The organism is Pseudomonas sp. LBUM1648 (assembly GCF_059716145.1).
In genome coordinates, this window is record NZ_CP166808.1 from 3,004,583 (window position 1) to 3,024,071 (window position 19,489).

Annotated in this window: 15 protein-coding genes and 1 pseudogene; all 16 read right to left on the bottom strand. The window is 61.0% G+C overall.

The genetic code is table 11. From position 1 onward, the window contains the following. Positions 1 to 81: 81 nt before the first annotated feature. Positions 82 to 840, bottom strand: coding sequence for a PIG-L deacetylase family protein (locus ACA043_RS13755; RefSeq protein ID WP_497659464.1), 759 nt, complete (start codon positions 838 to 840; stop codon positions 82 to 84). 157 nt (positions 841 to 997) lie between these two features. Further along, positions 998 to 1,684 (bottom strand): glycosyltransferase family 2 protein, encoded by a 687-nt coding sequence (locus tag ACA043_RS13760; protein WP_497659465.1) that lies wholly within the window; start codon positions 1,682 to 1,684, stop codon positions 998 to 1,000. After that, positions 1,681 to 2,280 (bottom strand): SAM-dependent methyltransferase, encoded by a 600-nt coding sequence (locus ACA043_RS13765; RefSeq protein WP_497659466.1) that lies wholly within the window; start codon positions 2,278 to 2,280, stop codon positions 1,681 to 1,683. Before ACA043_RS13765 ends, ACA043_RS13760 begins: the two co-directional genes overlap by 4 nt. Beyond that, positions 2,277 to 3,047 carry a PIG-L deacetylase family protein gene (locus ACA043_RS13770; protein WP_497659645.1) on the bottom strand — a complete coding sequence of 257 codons (771 nt, stop codon included), beginning with the start codon at positions 3,045 to 3,047 and terminating at the stop codon, positions 2,277 to 2,279. The genes ACA043_RS13765 and ACA043_RS13770 overlap by 4 nt, the downstream gene beginning before the upstream one ends. Then, a complete protein-coding gene (locus tag ACA043_RS13775; protein ID WP_497659646.1) occupies positions 3,044 to 4,042 on the bottom strand; it encodes an acyl-CoA dehydrogenase family protein in 999 nt (332 codons plus the stop codon). Before ACA043_RS13775 ends, ACA043_RS13770 begins: the two co-directional genes overlap by 4 nt. Before the next feature lies 1 nt (position 4,043). After that, positions 4,044 to 6,203, bottom strand: coding sequence for a glycogen debranching protein GlgX (gene glgX, locus ACA043_RS13780; RefSeq protein ID WP_497659467.1), 2,160 nt, complete (start codon positions 6,201 to 6,203; stop codon positions 4,044 to 4,046). A gap of 297 nt (positions 6,204 to 6,500) precedes the next feature. Beyond that, complete coding sequence (locus ACA043_RS13785; RefSeq protein WP_187678319.1) at positions 6,501 to 6,815, bottom strand: DUF2934 domain-containing protein; 315 nt, start codon at positions 6,813 to 6,815, stop codon at positions 6,501 to 6,503. 27 nt (positions 6,816 to 6,842) lie between these two features. Next, positions 6,843 to 9,611 (bottom strand): malto-oligosyltrehalose synthase, encoded by a 2,769-nt coding sequence (locus tag ACA043_RS13790; RefSeq protein WP_497659468.1) that lies wholly within the window; start codon positions 9,609 to 9,611, stop codon positions 6,843 to 6,845. Continuing rightward, positions 9,608 to 11,686 carry a 4-alpha-glucanotransferase gene (malQ, locus tag ACA043_RS13795; RefSeq protein WP_187678321.1) on the bottom strand — a complete coding sequence of 693 codons (2,079 nt, stop codon included), beginning with the start codon at positions 11,684 to 11,686 and terminating at the stop codon, positions 9,608 to 9,610. Before malQ ends, ACA043_RS13790 begins: the two co-directional genes overlap by 4 nt. After that, positions 11,683 to 13,485 carry a malto-oligosyltrehalose trehalohydrolase gene (treZ, locus tag ACA043_RS13800; RefSeq protein WP_489879829.1) on the bottom strand — a complete coding sequence of 601 codons (1,803 nt, stop codon included), beginning with the start codon at positions 13,483 to 13,485 and terminating at the stop codon, positions 11,683 to 11,685. Before treZ ends, malQ begins: the two co-directional genes overlap by 4 nt. Positions 13,486 to 13,502: 17 nt before the next feature. Beyond that, entirely contained in the window at positions 13,503 to 15,089 is a 1,587-nt protein-coding gene (gene glgA / locus ACA043_RS13805; RefSeq protein WP_187678323.1) for a glycogen synthase GlgA, read from the bottom strand. 588 nt (positions 15,090 to 15,677) lie between these two features. Continuing rightward, complete coding sequence (locus ACA043_RS13810; protein ID WP_497659469.1) at positions 15,678 to 16,631, bottom strand: D-2-hydroxyacid dehydrogenase family protein; 954 nt, start codon at positions 16,629 to 16,631, stop codon at positions 15,678 to 15,680. 13 nt (positions 16,632 to 16,644) lie between these two features. Beyond that, on the bottom strand, positions 16,645 to 17,685 hold the full coding sequence (locus ACA043_RS13815; RefSeq protein ID WP_497659470.1) for an alpha/beta fold hydrolase: 1,041 nt from the start codon (positions 17,683 to 17,685) through the stop codon (positions 16,645 to 16,647). An 87-nt stretch (positions 17,686 to 17,772) separates the two neighbouring features. Then, positions 17,773 to 18,207, bottom strand: a complete 435-nt coding sequence (locus ACA043_RS13820) for a YqaA family protein (RefSeq protein ID WP_187678326.1) — start codon at positions 18,205 to 18,207, stop codon at positions 17,773 to 17,775. Then, a complete protein-coding gene (locus ACA043_RS13825; protein WP_187678327.1) occupies positions 18,207 to 18,653 on the bottom strand; it encodes a DUF411 domain-containing protein in 447 nt (148 codons plus the stop codon). Before ACA043_RS13825 ends, ACA043_RS13820 begins: the two co-directional genes overlap by 1 nt. A 165-nt stretch (positions 18,654 to 18,818) precedes the next feature. After that, positions 18,819 to 19,340, bottom strand: a pseudogene (locus ACA043_RS13830) (methyl-accepting chemotaxis protein); the annotation flags it as partial. Between the last annotated feature and the right edge of the window lie 149 nt (positions 19,341 to 19,489).

Genomic DNA, 19,489 nt, shown 5'->3' on the forward strand with positions numbered 1-19,489 from the left:
AGCGCTAAACGATGAATTAGACACCTGTCAGATCTGACAGGTGGCGACGAGTGGTCATTGATGTGAACGCACAGGCTTTGCTCAGACGAAAACAATTTCGTAAGGCAAACGCATCCGCTCCAGAATCACCGGTGGCAGCATCGGGGCGATGCCGATTGCCGGCTCGCCCTTGAGCTGGCTGGCGTAGGCGTGGGTGGCGTGGCTCTTGCGCGCGACGGTCCAGGTGTCGAGGCGCAGTTTGCGTGCGCGCTCCCAGGGGATCAGTTTTTGATCGCGCTCAGGCCAGTGCCATGCCCAGACCGGCACATCGTGGAAGGTCGCACCGGCCACTTCGGCGGCTTCGGCGGCAGCGCGGCCAACTGCCTCATGATCGTCATTGCCATCGCCGCGCCAAGTGCTGAACACCACATCACCTGGCCGCAAGTAGCGGCCGATGAACTCGGTCAGTTGAACATGCTGGTCGCTCAAGGCGTTGTCGGTGAAACCGCCGCGCACCCATTTCAGGCTGTGCATCGGCAAGCCGAGGCGACGCAGGGCTTCGACGCTTTCCTGCGGGCGAAATACGCTCAGGCGTTTTTCCGACCATTGCCGCGAGCCGGGGTGGCTGGCACTGCCGTCGGTGATGGACAGCAGTTGCAGCGGATGACCGAGACTTGAGAGTAATTGCAGCAGGCCGCCGCAGGTCACCACTTCATCCCCGGGATGCGGGGCGATCACCACGGCGCGGGCGCCGGGCGGCACCAGACTGCGGGTGTTGATGACGGGAATATTGTCGAGTTGCGCGGCGCTGTTCCAGATTTGCGCTGACGGGCTGTTTTCGATGAGCGATAACGGTTTCATGGGTACGACGTCCTTGTGTTGTCTCGCCCTCAATCGTGCCCACAGCCAGAAACATCTGCGGTGGCCGACCCGTGAAGGCTGGTTGATTGCCGTGCGGTGCTCCGAACCCTGGATTGCCGCGCAGAAGAGTATTGCTCATGAAGCGTGATTCGTCGCGTCACAGATCAATCTGATCCGCTTTTTTTTGTGTCATCTGTGCCAGATTTCGCAAGTAGTCGCCAAATCCGCCACGCGCGCGGCTGTCGAAACGGGCGCTAGTGTGAACTTGCGGGCGATGGCTCCAGGCGATGTTCGCGCCGGCCAGTTCCAGCGCCCGCACCAGTTGCACATCTTCGTCGCAAGCCAGCGGTTTAAAGCCTCCAGCCCAACGATAGGCATCGGCGCTGACGCCCAGATTGGCGCCATGGATATGCCGGTGGCCCTCGCAGGCCCGATAGTGCCGGTGATAGCGAATTTGTGCCGCTTGATCGAACGATTCATGCCAGCGCTCGACAGTGACCGTACCGCATACCGCGTCCGCACCCAACCCGAGTTGCGCCACCAGCCAATCATCGGCGACGCGACTGTCGGCGTCGGAGCAAGAGATCCAGCGCGCCCCGCGCTCAAGCAACAGCTGTGCGCCAGCGGCTCGGGCCTGGCCGACATTGCGTGCATCAATATGCAGGCTCTGCACCGGATAACCGCTGACGATCTGCGCCGAGCGATCAGTGCAACTGTCGAGCACCACCAGCACTTCAACCCGTTCGCCAGCGAGCAAACCGTGCCGGCTGGCCTTTAGCGCGGCGTTCAGGCATTCGTCGAGCAGGTCTTCCTCGTTGTGCGCCGGGATCAAAATGCCAATCATCGCAAACCCTCCAGCGCCGCCACCGAGCGCGGTTCGCGACTCCATACTTCAAGAATAAAGTCGGCCTCCTGATGCAGCACCAGGCGCGGCAAGTGCAATTGTTCGTGGATCAAGTCGTGAACCTGCCGTGCATTTAGCGGGCAGCCGTCGATGGGTGGTCGCCAGTGGCAGGCCAGCAGTTGGCCGTCGGCGGTCAGGGAATCACTGATCCGGCGGATCACTTCTGTCAGATCTTTACTGTCGAGGTAGTAGCCGATCTCGCTAAATACAATCAGGTCGAATTTTTCCTCCGGCCAGTCGCCGGGCAAACGACTTTGGCGTACTTCGGTGTGATCAAACAGGCTCAATCGCGTGGTCGCCAGACTCACCGCAGCGCTCGCGGTGTCACAGCACAGGAGCCGATCACAGCGACCGGCCAGTTCGGCACTCAACTCGCCATTGGCGCAGCCCGGCTCGAAAATCGACCGGTAATGCGGACGCGGCAAAGCGGCGAGGGTAATTGCGCGTTTGCGTTGCTCATACCAGCGCTGGCGGAACGCCCACGGGTCATCGTTGTCGGCGAACAGGCCTTCGAAGTAACGATCCTCGACGCTCATAGAAACACCACTTCAAACGGTTGCAGCAGGCGATCGAGCACGTACGGCGCCAGCACCGGGGCGAGTCCGGCGGCCGCGTCGCCTTCCAGCTGGCTGGCGAAGGCGTGTACTGCGTGGCGTTTGCGCGCCACTTGCTCAGGCGACAGCAGAATCTTGCGTGCTCGTTGCCACGGCACCAACACGTCTTCAGGCGTTGCCCAGTGCCAGGTCCACACGGGTAGCTCATGGCAGGTTGCGCCGACTCTGCGCGCCGCTTCGGCACTGGCGCGACCGACGGCTTCATGGTCGCAATGGCCGTCCTCGCGCCAAGTGGTAAAAATGACATCATCGGGGCGAAGATGCCGCTCGATAAAGTCGCTCAGCTCAGCTTCTTGCGCCGCTACTTGCGTGTCAGTGAAACCGCCACGCAGCCATTTCACTCGATGCATGGGCAGGCCGAGGCGCCGTAGCGCTTCGGCGGATTCCTGCGGACGGATCACGCTCAGGCGCTCCACTGGCCAGCGCTCGGAGCCGGGGTGGCTGGCACAGCCGTCGGTGACCGAGATCAGTTGCAGCGGGCGGCCGGCAGCGGCGAGCAATTGCAGCAGGCCGCCGCAACCGAGCACTTCATCGTCCGGGTGTGGCGCGATGATTACTGCTCTTGCACCCGGCGGAACCAGACTTTGAATATCAAGGCTGTCCAATTGCGCCAGTTGCCGCGAACCCTGCCATTGGTGCAGGGACGTGCCTTGGCCGACGATCGGATTATCTTTCTTGACCGCATTCATAGCGTCCATGTCTCTTCGGGTTGAGCGGCAACCAGTTGGCCGAGGCCGGCGAGGTCGCGTTCGGCGTGGCTTTGACGCAGAAACACCGGCAGATCGGCGATCAGTCGGGCGAAATGCCGATCCTTGCAATAGGGCCCGGCCCCCAAGGCACGTCCGACCTCACGGATGACTTGCTCGGCGGATTGTTCCACCACGGCGCGGGCGCGTCGGGCCAGCAGTTCGGCGCTGTCCTCGGGATTTGCGTCGATGTGCAAGGCGCTGAAGCGCAGCACATCGGCGGCCGACTGCAACGCGCTGTCGACCGCGCCGAGATGGGCGAGGGCATGCGGCTCGTCTCGATGAGCACATTGCTTGCGCAGGTATTCACCGATTTGCCGCGCAGCGCCATACCAGCACGCTGCGATGCCGATCCCGCCTTGCCAGAAGCCTGGGCGTTGCAGGTAATCACCGGGATTGCCGATGGCCTGCGCTTCGGCGCCGTCGAACAGCACTTCGACGCTGCCGGTGGCGCCCATGCCCACCGCTTGCCAGCCTTGATCGGTAACGGTCACGCCCGGTTGATCCAGTGCGACGGCGACCAATTGTTGCTGATCATCGGCATCCCACGCGGTGAGCAGCGCATGGCTCAGCACGGCGGCGCCGGAACACCAGGCTTTTCGTCCATTGAGCGTGACCATATGCCCGGCGGGACGCACTTGCACCCGCGCTTGCGGCGGTTCGGCCGCCCACATGCCCCACGTGCTGCCGGGCGTTGGCGAACCACCCAATTGCTCGATGATTGCCAGCGCGTCGGTATGGCCTTCATAGAGTTTGCATAACCCCAGATCATGCCCGCCGACATTCGCCAGATGCCGAAAACGCTCCAGCGTGTGACCGCTGCCCGGCAGCGGTAAACGGTCCAGTCCGGCTTCAACCATGGCCCGCAAGCATCCACCGAGGGCTAACGTGTCGGCATAGTCCGGTGGACGGCGGGCCAGATAGTTCTGCAAGTCCATATCAGTCTTCTTCTTCACGTTGCAGTTCAAACAGCAGCAGCGAACGCCCGGTGACGGAGTACTCGTGACCGAAGTCGAAGCGCTCCTGGCCTCGGATCGCCGGCTGATTGGTGTCGACCATGCAGGTCCAGAAACTGCCTTCCGGGACTTCCGGCAAGGTGAAGTTGACGATGTCGTGGTGCGCATTGACCACCAGCAGCAGGGTCGCGTCGGCACCCTTGCGCAGAATCCCGGTTTCCTGCGCGCGGCCGTCGAGCAACATGCCCAGGCAACGATTGTGCGCGTCATGCCAATGCTCGGTGGTCATCTCGGTGCCGTCCGGGGCGAGCCAGGTCACGTCCTTGACGCCGATGTCCTCGTTGTACTCGCCGACCAGGAAGCGCCCACGACGCAGGATCGGATAAGCCAGACGCAGCTTGATCAGGCGTTTGACGAATTTGAGCAGGGCCTTGCCGTCCTCGCTCAGATCCCAGTTGACCCAGCCGATCTCGCTGTCCTGGCAGTAGGCATTGTTGTTGCCATCCTGCGTGCGGGCGAATTCGTCGCCGGCGACAATCATCGGCGTGCCTTGGGCCAACAGCAGCGTGGCGAAGAAGTTGCGCATCTGCCGATGACGCAGCGCGTTGATTTCGGGATCGTCGGTCGGACCTTCTACGCCATGGTTCCAGGACAGGTTGTTATTGCTGCCGTCCTGATTGTTCTCGTCGTTGGCTTCGTTGTGCTTGTCGTTGTACGACACCAGATCGTTGAGGGTGAAGCCGTCGTGGGCAGTGATGAAGTTCACCGATGAATACGGCCGCCGGCCGCGCTGGTTGAACATCTCGCCGGACGCGGTCATGCGGCTGGCAAAGTCGGCGACCTGGGCGTCGTCACCCTTCCAGAACGCGCGCACGGTGTCGCGGAATTTGTCGTTCCACTCGACCCAGCCCGGCGGGAAGTTGCCGACCTGATAGCCACCGGGGCCGCAATCCCACGGTTCGGCGATCATTTTCACCTGACGCAAAACCGGGTCCTGACGGCAGGCCACAAGGAAGCTGTGCCGCTCATCGAAACCGTCGTGATAGCGGCCGAGGATAGTCGCCAGGTCGAAGCGGAAGCCGTCGACATGCATTTCGCTGGCCCAGTAACGCAACGAGTCGGTGACCATTTGCAAGACGCACGGGTGACTCAAATCCAACGTGTTGCCGGTGCCGGAATCGTTGATGTAGAAGCGCTTGTCGTCCGGCATCAGCCGGTAATACGAGGCGTTGTCGATGCCGCGCATCGACAGGGTCGGGCCTTGCTCGTTGCCCTCGGCAGTGTGGTTGTAGACCACGTCGAGGATCACTTCGAGATTGGCTTCGTGCAGGTGGGCGACCATCTCCTTGAACTCGGCGATCTTGCCGCTGGCCAGGTAGCGCGGGTCCGGGGCGAAAAACGCAATGCTGTTGTAGCCCCAGTAGTTGGTCATGCCCTTGTGCAGCAGGTGCTGGTCGTTGACGAAAGCGTGGATCGGCAGCAACTCGACCGATGAAACCCCGACGCTGCGAATGTGCTTGAGCACATCGTCATTCATCAAACCGGCGAAGGTGCCGCGCACGTTTTCCGGCACAGAGGGGTGGCGCATGCTGATGCCGCGCACATGAGTCTCATAGATGATGGTTTTGTCCCACGGCACGCTGACGCGCTGGTCGTTGCCCCAGGTATGCGCCGGGTCGATGACTTTGCATTTGGGCACGAAGGGAGCGCTGTCGCGTTCATCGAAACTGAGGTCGGCGTCGGGGTGGCCGATGGTGTAGCCGAACAAGGCTTCGGACCACTTGAGTTGGCCGACCAGTTGTTTGGCGTAGGGGTCGATAAGCAATTTGTTGTGGTTGAAGCGGTGGCCGTTGGCCGGGTCATACGGGCCGTAGACGCGGTAGCCATAGATCAGCCCCGGATGGGCGTCGGGCAAGTAGCCGTGGTAGATCTCATCGGTGTATTCGGGCAGTTCGATTCGTTCGAGCTCGACTTCACCGGCATCGTCGAAGATGCACAGTTCGACCTTGGTGGCGTTGGCGGAGAACAGGGCAAAGTTCACCCCCAAGCCATCCCAGGTCGCACCGAGCGGGAAGGGCAGACCCTCACGAATTCTCGAAGGCTCGGCGTGTGTGGCGGGCTCGGCATTCTTTGGACGGGTCATGATTGCTCCTGCAAAAATCGGGGTAGTTCGGTTGATACCTGACCAGTGGGGGGAAGCTTTTGTGGTGAGGGGATTTATCCCCGATCGGCTGCGCAGCAGTCGCAAAATCATTGAATGCGGGGTGTCAGATGTTCCGCATTGGTTGTTCTGGGGCCGCTTCGCGACTCATCGGGGATAAATCCCCTCACCACATAAGTTTTCACCAGCATGGCGGTAGTGTGTTTTTTCAGGGCGAGTTGGCCCTCTGTGGCGAGCAAGCCCGCCACACAGTCATTCAGTTCAATAATCGGGGGGGCGTCAGTTCGCCGGGGGCTTGCGTGGCACCTTGGGCTTTTTCTCGACGGCTTTTTCGCCCGGTGGCACGACTTTGGCGGCGCTCGCAGGCTTGGCTTTGGCCGGGGCTTTGGGCTTGGCGGCTGGCGCCTTCACCTCGGCGGTTTTGCCTGCTGTTTTGCTGCCGGCAGCCTTCGGTGATTTCTTCGGTGCCAGTGCTTCGGCCTCGGCCAGTTTGCGCGCCATCTCCCAATGGCGTTCTTCGTGGCCCTCGGGCTTACCTTCGGATTCCCAGATCTGATAGGCGAATTCGCGGATGCGTTTATCGTCGGTGCTCATCGCAATGCTCCTGAACTGAACTCATGCTTACGTTAAGTGTTGGATAAAGAGATTGACCGGGACATCCCCCAGCGCGTCGCTGACATTCAGCTCCCTGCTTTTTGTGACTGCTGTGGTTGCAAAAAGTCCCTTCAGATTTTTGTCAGAGGCGGCGAACGGTAAAACCACCCGCGTATCGCCCCAGCGCAGCGCATCGATTTGCGGGACGGCACTGTTTTCCAGCAATGTCGCGCAGCGAATCGGCACGATCACGATGGCTTGCTGACCTTCATGCTCGCGAGCAAACGCGAGCACGTTATGCGCCTGGCTGCCCAGCACCTCCAGCGGCTGGTACGTGCCACGCCGGAACAGCTCGGCGTGTTCAGCGCGCAGGTTCAGCACTTGGGCGATCAAGGCTTGCTTGATGTGACCGTCACGCCAGTTCGACAGCAGCTCCGTGGTCGGCGCCTGCGCCGCCAAAGCCTGCTCGCGAGCGGGGTAGTCCACCGGCCGGCGGTTGTCCGGATCGACCAGGCTGAAGTCCCAGAACTCGTTGCCTTGATACAAATCCGGCATCCCCGGCACCGTCATGCGCAGCAAGGTTTGCGCCAAGCCGTTGAGCGCGCCGGCTGCGGCAATGCTGTTGACCGTTTTGCTCAACGCCGCGCGCAGCAGTCCACCTTCTTCACCGGTGAGGAGTTTTTCGGTGAATGCCTGCGCGGCGTTTTCATAGGCTTCGTTCGGCGCGCTCCAACTGCTTTGCAGCTTGGCTTCACGCAGGGCTTTCTGTTGCCATTGCCAGATGCGTTTGGCGTAGTCGGCAAAACCTGCCTGATCGCCGTCATGCAAATCCAGCGGCCAACTGCCGAGCAGCGCCTGATAGAGAATCAGCTCATCACCGGTCGACGGCATTTGCTCGTCAACGCGCACAGGGCGGGCGAGGGCGCGCCACAGTTCGATCTGTTCGGCGTACCAGTGGCTGCGCTCGCTGAGTACCGCGAGGCGCGCGCGGCTGTCTTCGCCGCGTTTGTGGTCGTGGGTGGCAGTGGCCAGCAGGTTGTCGGGGAATTGAGCCAGGCGCTGCAGATTGATCTCGTGGAAATCGCTGACCGGCGCGCTGAACTGCTCGGTGTTGTAGCCGACGTCATTGCGCGACAGCAGCACGGCCGAACGATACAGCGCGGTGTCTTCCACGGCTTTGGCGGCCGCCGGTGAAGTCAATTGCTGGAAGCGTACGCAGGCATGTTTGAGGATTTTGCGCGAGCGTCCGCGTGGCTTTTGTCGCCATGGCGTGCCGCCGAGCCACGCTGCAACGCAATCGAGCACTGGCCAGTCGCCTTCGCCGAGAGTCTGCCGCGCACCGTCCATGGCCTGCTGAAAAAACACGTCATCCTGCGCCGAGCGACCCATCGCGCTGATGTAGGTGCGATACACCGGGAAATGCACAATCAACGCCTGTAGTACGCGGCGAATTGCGCCGAGGGTCAGGTCGCGGGTCATCAGGTCATCGCGGGCCACTTGCAGCAGCGCTTGGGCAACGCTTTCGCAATCGCTGGCCAGCGAGCCATTGAGGATCTGCTGACGCGCCAGTTGTGCTTCTTCGATAAACGCTGCGGGGCGTTCGGTGCGGCGCTGCCACAAGTCACCGAGTACGAATTCGCCGTCCGGATCGTGTTGCAGCAACGACAGCTGATTCATGAACTCGTAACCGGTGGTGCCGTCCACCGCCCAGTCGCGGCGCGGGGTTTCGCCAGCGCCGAGGATTTTCTCAATGTAGATCGGTAGATGCCGTCCCGGCGCCAACAGGTCAACACGCCGACGCAGTTTGCGGCAGTAACCGCGCGGATCGGCGAGGCCGTCGATATGGTCGATGCGCAAACCGTCGACCAACCCTTCGGCGATCAACTGAAAGATTTTGCCGTGGGTCGCTTCGAACACCGCCGGACGTTCGACGCGCAAACCACCCAACTCATTGATGTCGAAGAAACGCCGCCAGTTGATGTCGTCAGCCGCCGTGCGCCAACTGGCGAGGCGATAGCTCTGGCGCTCCAGCAACTGATGGAGCTTGTGGAAGCCTTCCTCAGTAGTTGAGTCGTAATGCTCCAGATTGCGCTGGATGGCTTCAAGGATCTGCGGATCTCTGGCCAGTTGCCGCAGTTCTTCCTTGAGCGGGCCGGCCAGTGAATGGGCGTTGGTCTGATAGCTGAGGGCACTGAAATGATCGGCGAGCGATTTCAGCGCATCTTCGGGTTTGAGCAATTCGCCGTAATCGTTCGGGCAGATCGGGAAGCGGTGATCGTAATGCTCGACGTGGAAGCTGCCGTTCTGCGCATTGAAATGCAGTTTCAGCGTGCCTTCCTGCAACGCGACACCGTAATCGCTGCCGAGAAACGGCAGCAGCAACTGGCCTTCCATCAACGGGTCCGGCGAGTGCCACTGAATGTCGAAGAACTCACCGTAGGGGCTCAGGCGTCCCCATTCCAGCAGTTCCAACCACCATGGATTGTCACTGCCGCCAACCGCCATGTGGTTGGAGACGATGTCGAGGATCAGGCCCATGTCGTGTTCGCGCAGGGCGCTGACCAGGTTCCGTAGCGCGGGTTCGCCGCCGAGTTCCGGGTTGACCTGAGTCGGATCGACCACGTCGTAGCCGTGCATCGAACCTGCCCGCGCCGCGAGCAGCGGTGAGGCGTAGATGTGGCTGATGCCCAGACAGGCGAAATACGGAACCAGTGGCACCGCTTGTTCAAGGGTGAAGCCTTGGTGAAATTGCAGGCGCAGGGTGGCGCGCAATGGCTGGATGAGCGCCTGATTCATTGGTCACGCTCGGCTGCCTGAAGGCGTGCGCACGCCAATAGTTCAAGACGCCGCGCTGCATCCGCACCGTCGAGCAAAGCTTCGCTGGCGCCGGGCAGGCGCCGCGACCAGTTCGGATGCGTATCGATCGTGCCTGGCAGATTGGCTTGTTCGTCGATGCCCAGCGCGTCTTCCAGCGGTAGCAACACCAGCGGCGCGCGAGTATGCCCGAGGAAACGCACGCTGGCGTCCACCACCTGATCGGCCTCGTGGGACTCTTCGCGAAAGTTCTGCGGGTCTTGGCTCAACGCTCCGCGCAGGCCTTCACGTTCCCGTTGACGATGCCGGCGCCATTCGATTTCGCCGTTGGCATCGACAAAACCCAGTCGCGAATTCCAGTCGATGTCGCGGCCATGCCACCAGCCGTTTAGCGTCGGCAGATCGTGAGTGCTGGTGGTCGCCAATGCGTTATCCGGCCAGTCGAGAATCGGTTTGAAACGGGTGTTGTCCTGTTCGAACAACAGCACGCGCATGCCGAGCATGGAGCGGGCGATGAGTTTTTCCTGGAGACCGTCGGGTACGGTGCCGAGGTCTTCGCCGAGCACAATCGCTTGATGACGATGGGATTCAAGCGTCAGCAAGCGCAACAGATCGTCCACCGGGTAATACAGGTAGGCACCGTCGGCCGGTGCCGCGCCGTTGGGAATCACCCACAGGCGTTGCAGGCCCATGACATGGTCGATGCGCAAACCGCCGGCGTGGGCGAAGTTCGCGCGCAGCATTTCGATGAAGGCACGAAAGCCGTTGCGGATCAGGCCTTCGGGGGAAAACGCGGAAATCCCCCAGCCCTGACCGGAGCGATTAAGAATGTCCGGTGGCGCACCAACGGTGAGCGAGGCGAGCAGTTCGTCCTGAAAGCTCCAGGCCTGACTGCCAGCGCCATCGGCACCCACGGCAAGGTCGGCGATCAGGCCGATGCCCATGCCGGCGCTACGCGCGGCGGTTTGCGCACGCTCCAGGCATCGGTGGATCAGCCATTGGCAGAACGCAAAGTAACCGATGCGCTCAGCATATTCTTCGGCAAACGCTTCGAGCGCGGCGCCGCGCGGGTCGTGCCAATGTTCCGGCCATTCGCGCCAGTCGAGGCTTTCGCCACGTGCGGCGCGCATTTCCTGGATGGCTTCGAAGCGGCAGTGGTTTTCCAGTGCCTCGCCACCAGCATGACGAAAACTGGCGAAGTCCGGGTGCAACGGGTGATCGCCCGCAGTGAATCCGTCGTACAGGGCTTGCAGCAGTTTGAGCTTGGCCTCGGCAGCGGCGGGCCAGTCGATCAGTTTCAGGTCTTCCAGTTTCGCAAACTGCTCGGCCAGACCAGCGCTGTCGATCGCATCGCGCAAAGCCCGTTCACCGAGAATTGTGCCGGGTGCGGCATACAGGGAATTGAGAAACAAACGGCTGGATGGCGAATATGGACTGTAGCGCCCGGTGTCGGCGCTGAACATCGCGTGCAGCGGGCTGATCGCCAGTGCGTCGGCACCGCGTTCACCGGCCACCCGCGCCAGTTCTTCCAGTGCCTGGGTGTCGCCGAAGCCACCATCGCCGGGGCGACGCAGGCCATATAGCTGCACGCTGAGCCCCCAGGCGCGAGGGATCGGATTGTCTACCGCGTCGCCGACGCTGAAGCAGCGCTCAGGCGCCACGGCAAGTGTGAAGTATTGATCGTCAATGTGAACCTGTTGATAGCCGACCGGGATCAGGCCGGGCAGTACCGACTCGGAATCGAGTTTCAGGTTCATACGCGAACCGTCTTCAAGGTGGATCTCACACGGGGTTTCAGGTTTGAAATAACGCGCCAGATCAACCCCGACGCCGACATCACTGGTCAGCAGCGGCGGCAGGTGACGGTCTTGCTGGACCTGTTGCAGTTCAAGCAGGCTGGCGTCGATTTCCTGGGAGGTGCTGGCAGGGTGGCCAAGGCCGATCAAGACATTGCGCAACACCGCCGGGGCGACTTTTTGCGGGCGGCCGTTGGCGTCGATCCAGTCGACGGCAAGGCCGGCTCTGCTTGCAAGTATTTCCAGTTGCGCATCGCTCATAGGCGCTCTCCATCCAAAGGTTGCAAAGGGGTTGCGGCCGTGAGGCTGACAAGCGCGCAATACGGGGGCAGCAGGCCCTCATCCGACAGTTCGACGGCAGGTGGCTTTTGAAAAAGCCACACTGCGCCGGTCCGTGGAGGGTTGACCACCGCCGTATCACTGAGGTTCAGGTCGATTCGCAGCTCACTGCCATCGCCAAGGCGCCAACGTGCGCTGACGGCGCCATGGCCGAGCATTTGCGCTCCCAGCGCCTGAGTACCAGACAGGTGGGGGATGATGTGTTTATGGCGCAATTGCAGGAGTTGCCGGTACAGCGCGAGGGTTTGCTGTTGCAGTGGCGTGCCGTTACCAATCAGCCGTGGCTGTGAGGCATGGAAAGTTTGTTCGGCGTTAGGATCGGGAATCTGCTCGCGTTTGTGCGGATCGTTGAAGGCACCGAACGCAGCGAATTCATTGCGCCGGCCTTCGCGTACCAACTCCGCCAGTTCGCCGTGATGGCTGGTGAAGAACTGGAACGGCTGCTCGGCGGCAAACTCGTCGCCCATGAACATCATCGGGATCATCGGTGATAGCAGCAACAGCACGGTTGCTGCCTGCACCGCGCGGGGATCGGCCAGTTGATGCAGGCGCTCGCCAAAGGCGCGGTTGCCAATCTGATCGTGGTTCTGCAGGAACAGGACAAACGCGGTCGAAGGCAGGTGTTCACTCGGTTCGCCCCGGGGTTCGCCGTGGCGGGTGATGTGGCCCTGAAACACGAAGCCCTGACTCAGACAACGCACCAATTGTTCGGTGGGTTGCAGGGCATAGTCGGCGTAATAGGCATCGGTTTCGCCGGTCAGCAACACATGTAAAGCGTTATGGCCGTCGTCGTTCCACTGCGCGTCGTAATCATTCTCCAGCAGGCTCGATTGATTGAGCTCGTTTTCCACGGTCAGCCAGACATGACGGGTCGGGTCGATCTGCTGGCGGATGCGCTGGGCCATGTCACTGAGAAAGTCCGGATCTTCGATGGCGTGCACCGCGTCCAGGCGCAGGCCGTCGAAGCGGTATTCGAGCAGCCACATCAATGCGTTTTCGATGAAAAACTCGCGCACCTCGGTACGTCGAAAATCGATCGCCACACCCCACGGGGTATGTTTGTCCTCGCGAAAGAAGCCTTTGGCGTAACGGTGCAGGTAATTGCCATCGGGGCCGAAGTGGTTGTAGACCACATCGAGAATCACCGCCAGACCGTGGCCGTGAGCGCTGTCTATCAGGTGCTTGAGTTGTTCCGGGGTGCCGTAGGACGCTTGCGGCGCGTACGGGAGGACGCCGTCGTAACCCCAGTTTCGATCACCCGGGAACTGCGCCAGCGGCATCAGTTCGATGGCGGTGACACCCAGCTCAACCAAGCGTTGCAAGTGCTGTTCGACCTCGGCAAATCCGCCAAGCGCACCGACGTGCAGCTCGTAGATCACCGCTTCGCTCCACGGCCGACCGCGCCATTCGGTGTGTCGCCACTGATAGGCCAGCGGATCGACTACCACGCTGCGGCGGTCGAGGTCGCCGTCCTGTGCTCTGGAGGCTGGGTCGGGCACCTCAAGTTCGCCATCGATGTTGTAGCGGTAACGCGTGCCCGCCGGGCAACGGGTCTTGATCACAAACCAACCATCGGCCTGCGGTAGCATCGGCAGTGACTGTCCGTCCTCCAACTCCACGCTGACGTAAAACGCATCCGGCGCCCACAGCGCAAATTGTGTGTGTTCGGCGTCCTGCATGATCGCGCCGTGGGGCCAGTTCTCTTGGGTCCGTAACGGCATCGTGGAAAACTCCCTGATTATTTGTGGTGTGCTTTACCCAGCGCCTTGGCGACCAGTTGTTCATAGAGTTCAGCGTAGGGTTCGACCGCTTTGCACCAGTTGAATGGCGCGGCCATGGCCCGGCAACGCATGGCGTTGAGCAGTTCGGGAAAGGCAAAGACCTTGAAGGCGCGGCTCAGGGCTTCGCGGTAGCTGTCGGCGGTGGACTCGTCGAACAGGAACCCGGTGACGCCGTTTTCGATGGTGTCGGCCAACCCCCCGGTGTTGCGTGCTACCGGCAACGAACCGAAGCGCTGGGCGTACATCTGGCTCAAGCCGCATGGCTCGTAACGCGAAGGCATCAGCAAGAAATCGCTGCCGGCAAACATCCGGCGGGCGTCGGTTTCGTTGAAACCGATGCGTACGCCGACCTGGCCGGGAAAGCGCAGCGCCAATTCGCGCATGGCTTGCTCTTCTTCCGGCTCGCCACGACCGATAATCGCGATCTGGCCGCCGTTCTGTACGATGTACTCGGAGACTGCCTCGGTCAGGTCCAGGCCTTTCTGATAGACCAGACGCGAGACCACGGCGAACAACGGGCCTTCGGAGTCTTTCAGCCCGAACAGGTCACGAACGTGAGCGGCGTTGACTGCTTTGCCTTCCCAATCGCCAATGGCGAAGGGCGCGAATAGATGTGGGTCAGTGGCCGCGTCCCAGCTCTCATCAATCCCGTTGGGGATACCGCTGAGCAAACCCTGCTGGGTCTTGGCGGCGAGAAAGCCGTCGAGGCCGCAGCCGAAATCCGGGGTAGTGATTTCCTGTGCGTAGGTGGCGCTGACTGTGGTGATGTGGCTCGAATAGGCCATCCCCGCCTTAAGGAACGACATCTTGCCGTAGAACTCCATGCCTTCCTGTTGCAGGGCATGGTTCGGAATGCCGAGCTCGGGGCAGGAGCCGAGGCTGGTGACGCCTTGATAGGCCAGGTTGTGAATGGTGAACAGTGTTGGCGTGCGCTGCCCGCGCCAGTGCATATAGGCAGGGGCCAGACCGGCCGGCCAGTCATGGGCGTGCACCAGATCCGGGCACCAGTGAATCTGGGCCAGATTGGCGGCGATATCGGCAGCAGCCAGACCCAGGCGAGCAAAGCGAATGTGGTTGTCTGGCCAGTCGCGACCGTTGTTGGCGCCGTAGGGCGAACCTTCGCGCTCGTAGAGCTCAGGGCAGATCAGCACGTAGATCACCAGCCCGTCCGGCATGTCCATGCGTCCGATCTTGCACGGTGGCAGCGCGGCGTGGCCGCCGAGTTCGCCGATGATATGGATCGGGTTTTCGCTGTGCATCACCTGCGGATAACCGGGGATCAACACCCGCACGTCGTGCAGATGGGCCATGGCGCGGGGCAGGGCGGCGGAAACGTCACCCAGGCCGCCGGTCTTCACCAGATCTGCGATTTCCGAGGTCACGAACAATACTTTTTTCTTGTTGGGATTCTGACTCGCGACCGGAGTCAGCGTCTTGGTGCCGGGGACGCTGATCGATCGGCTGCCGGGAACGCTGACGGTACTCGATTCGCCTACTGACTGCTGAGCACGCTCTCCCTGAATATCCAATGCCGCACTGATCATATGAATCTCCCGTCTCGTTGATCTGATTCTTGTCTTGAACAAGCGATGTCCATGGCCAAGTCCTGTGGCCGGGCGCAAACGCGCCTCGCATCGGTGAGCAAACGCTACCCAACACGCGCTAGCAGAATGGGTGGTGAGGCCATTGCAAGGAATGAACCAGTCGCGTTCCCCCTGCCTTTCAGATGACCCGCCGTCTTCAGCAAAAGTTTCGATTATTTTGCTGTGGTGTGACCGGCCGGTTTCGCCCCGCGAAAATGAGTCTAGGCCAGATCCTAGAGCGGGCGAGGGGGAATGGGTAAATTGTTCGACAATCGGTTGGCGAGGCACGGAAACCGTGGTGTGAGGGGGGAAACGCACCGACGAAGTGCAGGTTTTTTTGGAGAGATGGGTCAAAACGGTGACTGGACGGTCACGATTTTGTGCTGGTAGGGAGAGAGGGCGCACTGTTGTGGTGCGGACAGTTATTGATTTGGATGACTGCATGGCTCCTGTAGGAGCTGTCGAGTGAAACGAGGCTGCGATCTTTTGATCCTGCTTTGTAAAGATCAAGATCAAAAGATTGCAGCCTTCGGCAGTTCCTACAGGGTTTCAGTTCAATAAACGAACCGGGTTGCCCGCCGACCAGCCTTGTATATCCTCGATCATCTGCGAAAAGAACTGCGCATAGTTCTGCCGACTGACATACCCCACGTGCGGTGTCGCCAGCACATTGTCCAGCGTGCGGAAAGGGTGCAGCGCGGGCAGTGGCTCCTGATCGAATACATCCAGCGCTGCCCCGGCAATACGCTGTTTCTGCAAAACCTTGATCAGCGCCGCTTCATCGACGATAGGCCCGCGAGCCGTGTTCACCAACAGTGCAGTCGGTTTCATCCAGCCCAGCGCCTGCGCATCGACCAGCCCGCGACTGCGTTCGCTGAGTACCAGATGCACCGACAGCACATCGGCCTGTTCGAACAGTTCCTGCTTGCTGACATAGGTCACACCGACCTGTGCCGCACGTTCGGCCGTGAGGTTTTCGCTCCAGGCGATCACCCGCATGCCGAACACCTGGCCAAACTGCGCCACTCGCTGACCGATACTGCCCAGGCCGAGAATGCCCAGCGTCTTGCCGTGCAGATCGCCGCCCAGGCTTTGCTGCCATTGACCGGCGCGCAGCGAATTGGCTTCGTTCACCAGATTGCGCGTGGCCGCCATGATCAGCGCCCAGGTCAGTTCGGGCGCGGCGTGTTTGTAGCTGTCAGTGCCGCACACCGTGATACCCAATTTTGCCGCTGCCTGCATGTCCAGCGCGGCGTTGCGCATACCACCGGTCACCAGCAACTTGAGATTGGGCAAGCGCTTGAGCAGGTCTTCATCGAACCGCGTGCGCTCGCGCATCACGCAGATCACCTGGTACTTGCCCAGCCGTTCGGCGAGCGTGGCGTTGTCCGCCGGGTAATCATGTTCGAATGTCACTTCACCGATGCTGTCGAGGACGGACCAGTCGACCACGTCGCGGGCCACGTCCTGCCAGTCATCGATTACCGCAATCTGCACCGCCATCAGCGCTACCTCATCAACGAACGGGATTGGTCTTGTCCAGCCAGCCGAGCAGTGCCTTGTGGAACTGCGCCGGTTCTTCCATCTGCGGAGCGTGGCCCATGCCGGGAAACTCCACCAGTGTCGACTGCGGGATCAATTTGGCCACTTGTTTGCCGAGCACGTCGTAGTGACCGATTTGCGCTTTCACCTCTGGCGGTGCCAGATCCTTGCCGATGGCGGTGGTGTCGGAGGTGCCGATGAGCAGCAGGGTCGGCATCTTCAAGTCCTTGAACTCGTAGTACACCGGCTGGGTGAAAATCATGTCGTAGATCAGCGCCGAGTTCCAGGCCACCTGGGTTTTGCCCGGGCCTTTGCTCAGGCCTGCGAGCATGTCGACCCAACGGTCGAATTCCGGTTTCCAGCGACCATCGTAGTAAGTGGTGCGCTCGTAGTCGCGGATGCCTTGGGCAGTGACTTTGAGTTCGCGCTGATACCACTGATCCACCGTGCGATACGGCACGCCGAGGGCTTTCCAGTCTTCCAGACCGATCGGGTTGACCAGTGCCAGTTGATCGACCTGATCAGGGAACAACAGCGCATAACGGGTGGCGAGCATACCGCCGGTGGAATGGCCGAGCAGGGTGGCTTTCTGGATGCCCAGCGCTTTGAGCAACTGCTGAGTGTTGGTCGCCAGTTGCTGGAAGCTGTACTGATAATTGTCCGGTTTGCTGGAGGTACAGAAACCGATCTGATCCGGTGCGACCACACGGTAACCCGCTTCGCTCAGGGCCTTGATAGAACTGTCCCAGGTCGCCGCGCAAAAATTCTTGCCGTGCATCAGCACGACGGTGCGGCCGTTGGCCTTGCCGTGGGCGGCGACGTCCATGTATCCCATCTGCAGGGATTTACCCTGTGACTGAAAGGCGAAATGTTTAAGCGTGTAAGGGTATTCAAAGCCCTGCAACTCCGGGCCGTATGCCGGGCCTTCGGCCGGGGTGGCTGCAGCATGGGCAAACAGGGGCAGGGCAGCGGTAAGGAACAAGCCCGGCAGCCAACGGGAAATCGTGACAGACATAAGGTCAAACTCCGTTTGAAATCGGCGGATGCTGAAATGGCCGGATTAGGGCGACGTTAAACACAGGCAATCTCCGGGCCTGAATGTTCAACCGAGCCAGCCCAACGTCAGCATGGCCAGCACGGCATAACGTGCGCCTTTGGCGAGGGTGACGATCAGCAGGAAACGCCCGAGCGGCTCGCGCATCACGCCCGCAATCAGGGTCAGTGGATCGCCAATGATCGGCAGCCAACTGAGCAACAGCGACCAATGCCCGTAACGCTCATAGTGCTTGCGAGCCGTGGCCATGTGCCTGGCGCTGACCGGAAACCAGCGTCGATCCTGAAAACGCTCCAGCTCCCGGCCCAGCCACCAGTTGACCAGCGAACCAAGCACATTCCCAAGCGTCGCGACCGCCAGCAGACCCCAGAGCCAGTAACGGTCGCTGACGATCAACCCGACCAGCAAGGCCTCCGACTGCAGCGGCAACAGCGTCGCCGCGCCGAATGCCGCAAAGAACAAGCCGATGTAAGCAGCGCCCATCAATGGGCCGGGTAGTCCGCCACCACCACGTCAGCGCCGTCCTTTTTCAGGCCGATCACTTGATAGGCATCGCTCATGCCGTCCATTTCCATGCCGGGTGAGCCCATCGGCATGCCGGGTGCGGCAACGCCGAGCAAATCGTCACGCTTGCTCAACGCCAATACCTGTTCGGCCGGCACATGCCCTTCAACGAATTTGCCGTTGATGATGCCGGTGTGGCAGGAGGCAAGGCGCGGCGGCACGCCATGTTTTTGCTTGAAGCTGCTCATGTCGCTTTCGACGTGGTCTTCGACTTTGAAACCGTTGGCTTCCAGGTGGCTGATCCATTTTTTGCAGCAGCCGCAGTTCGCGTCGCGATGCACTTCAATGGGGATCAGGTCGGCGGCTTGCGCCAGGGAGGAGATGAACAGGGCGCTCAGGGCGACCAGACGCAGGTGGGTTCGCATGATGGGCTCTCGACTTGGATGGCAGCCAAAAAGAACGCAGTTTGACCGAATTATCCTGTCCCGCATCAACGCAATGTTACAAGTTGATACAGCGCAGGCTGGCAGGATGATCGTAGATCAACCCTGACAGCCTGCTGAGCGAGAGATTACAAATTTGTCAGAGGCTCAACTTACCTTGAACCGCCCCATGATCGCACTCACGCGACTATTGGCTTCCAGCAGCTGACGGGTGTTGAGTTCGCTGGCCTGGCCGCTTTGCACCAGTTCATCGACCATGTGCCGGATCTGCACCATGCTGCGGTTGATCTCTTCGGTCACTGCACTCTGTTGCTCGGCGGCGGTGGCGATTTGTGTGCTCAGGCTGTTGATGTGGCTGACGGAGCCGGCCATTTCATCCAGCCCGGAGTTGACTCGTGCCGTGGCATCGGCGGCCGATTGGCAACTGGCTTGGGTGTTTTCCATGGCACTGACCGACGAACTCACCCCTTGGGTCAGGCGAGTCAACATCTCGTTGATTTCCGATGTGCTGGCCTGGGTGCGGGCGGCAAGGGCACGCACTTCGTCAGCCACTACGGCAAAGCCACGACCCTGCTCGCCGGCACGGGCCGCTTCGATGGCGGCGTTGAGGGCCAGCAGGTTGGTCTGCCCGGCAATTGCGCCGATCACCCCGAGGATCTCGGTGATGCGCTGGGCGTCCTGTTGCATGTTTTCAACTTTGTGGGTGGCGCTGGCCACTTCGTCGATCAACGCCACAACGCTGTTGGTTGCCTCGCCCACCACCACCCGCGAACGGTCGGCGTTTTCGTTGGCGCGCTGGGTGAACGCAGCGGTTTCAG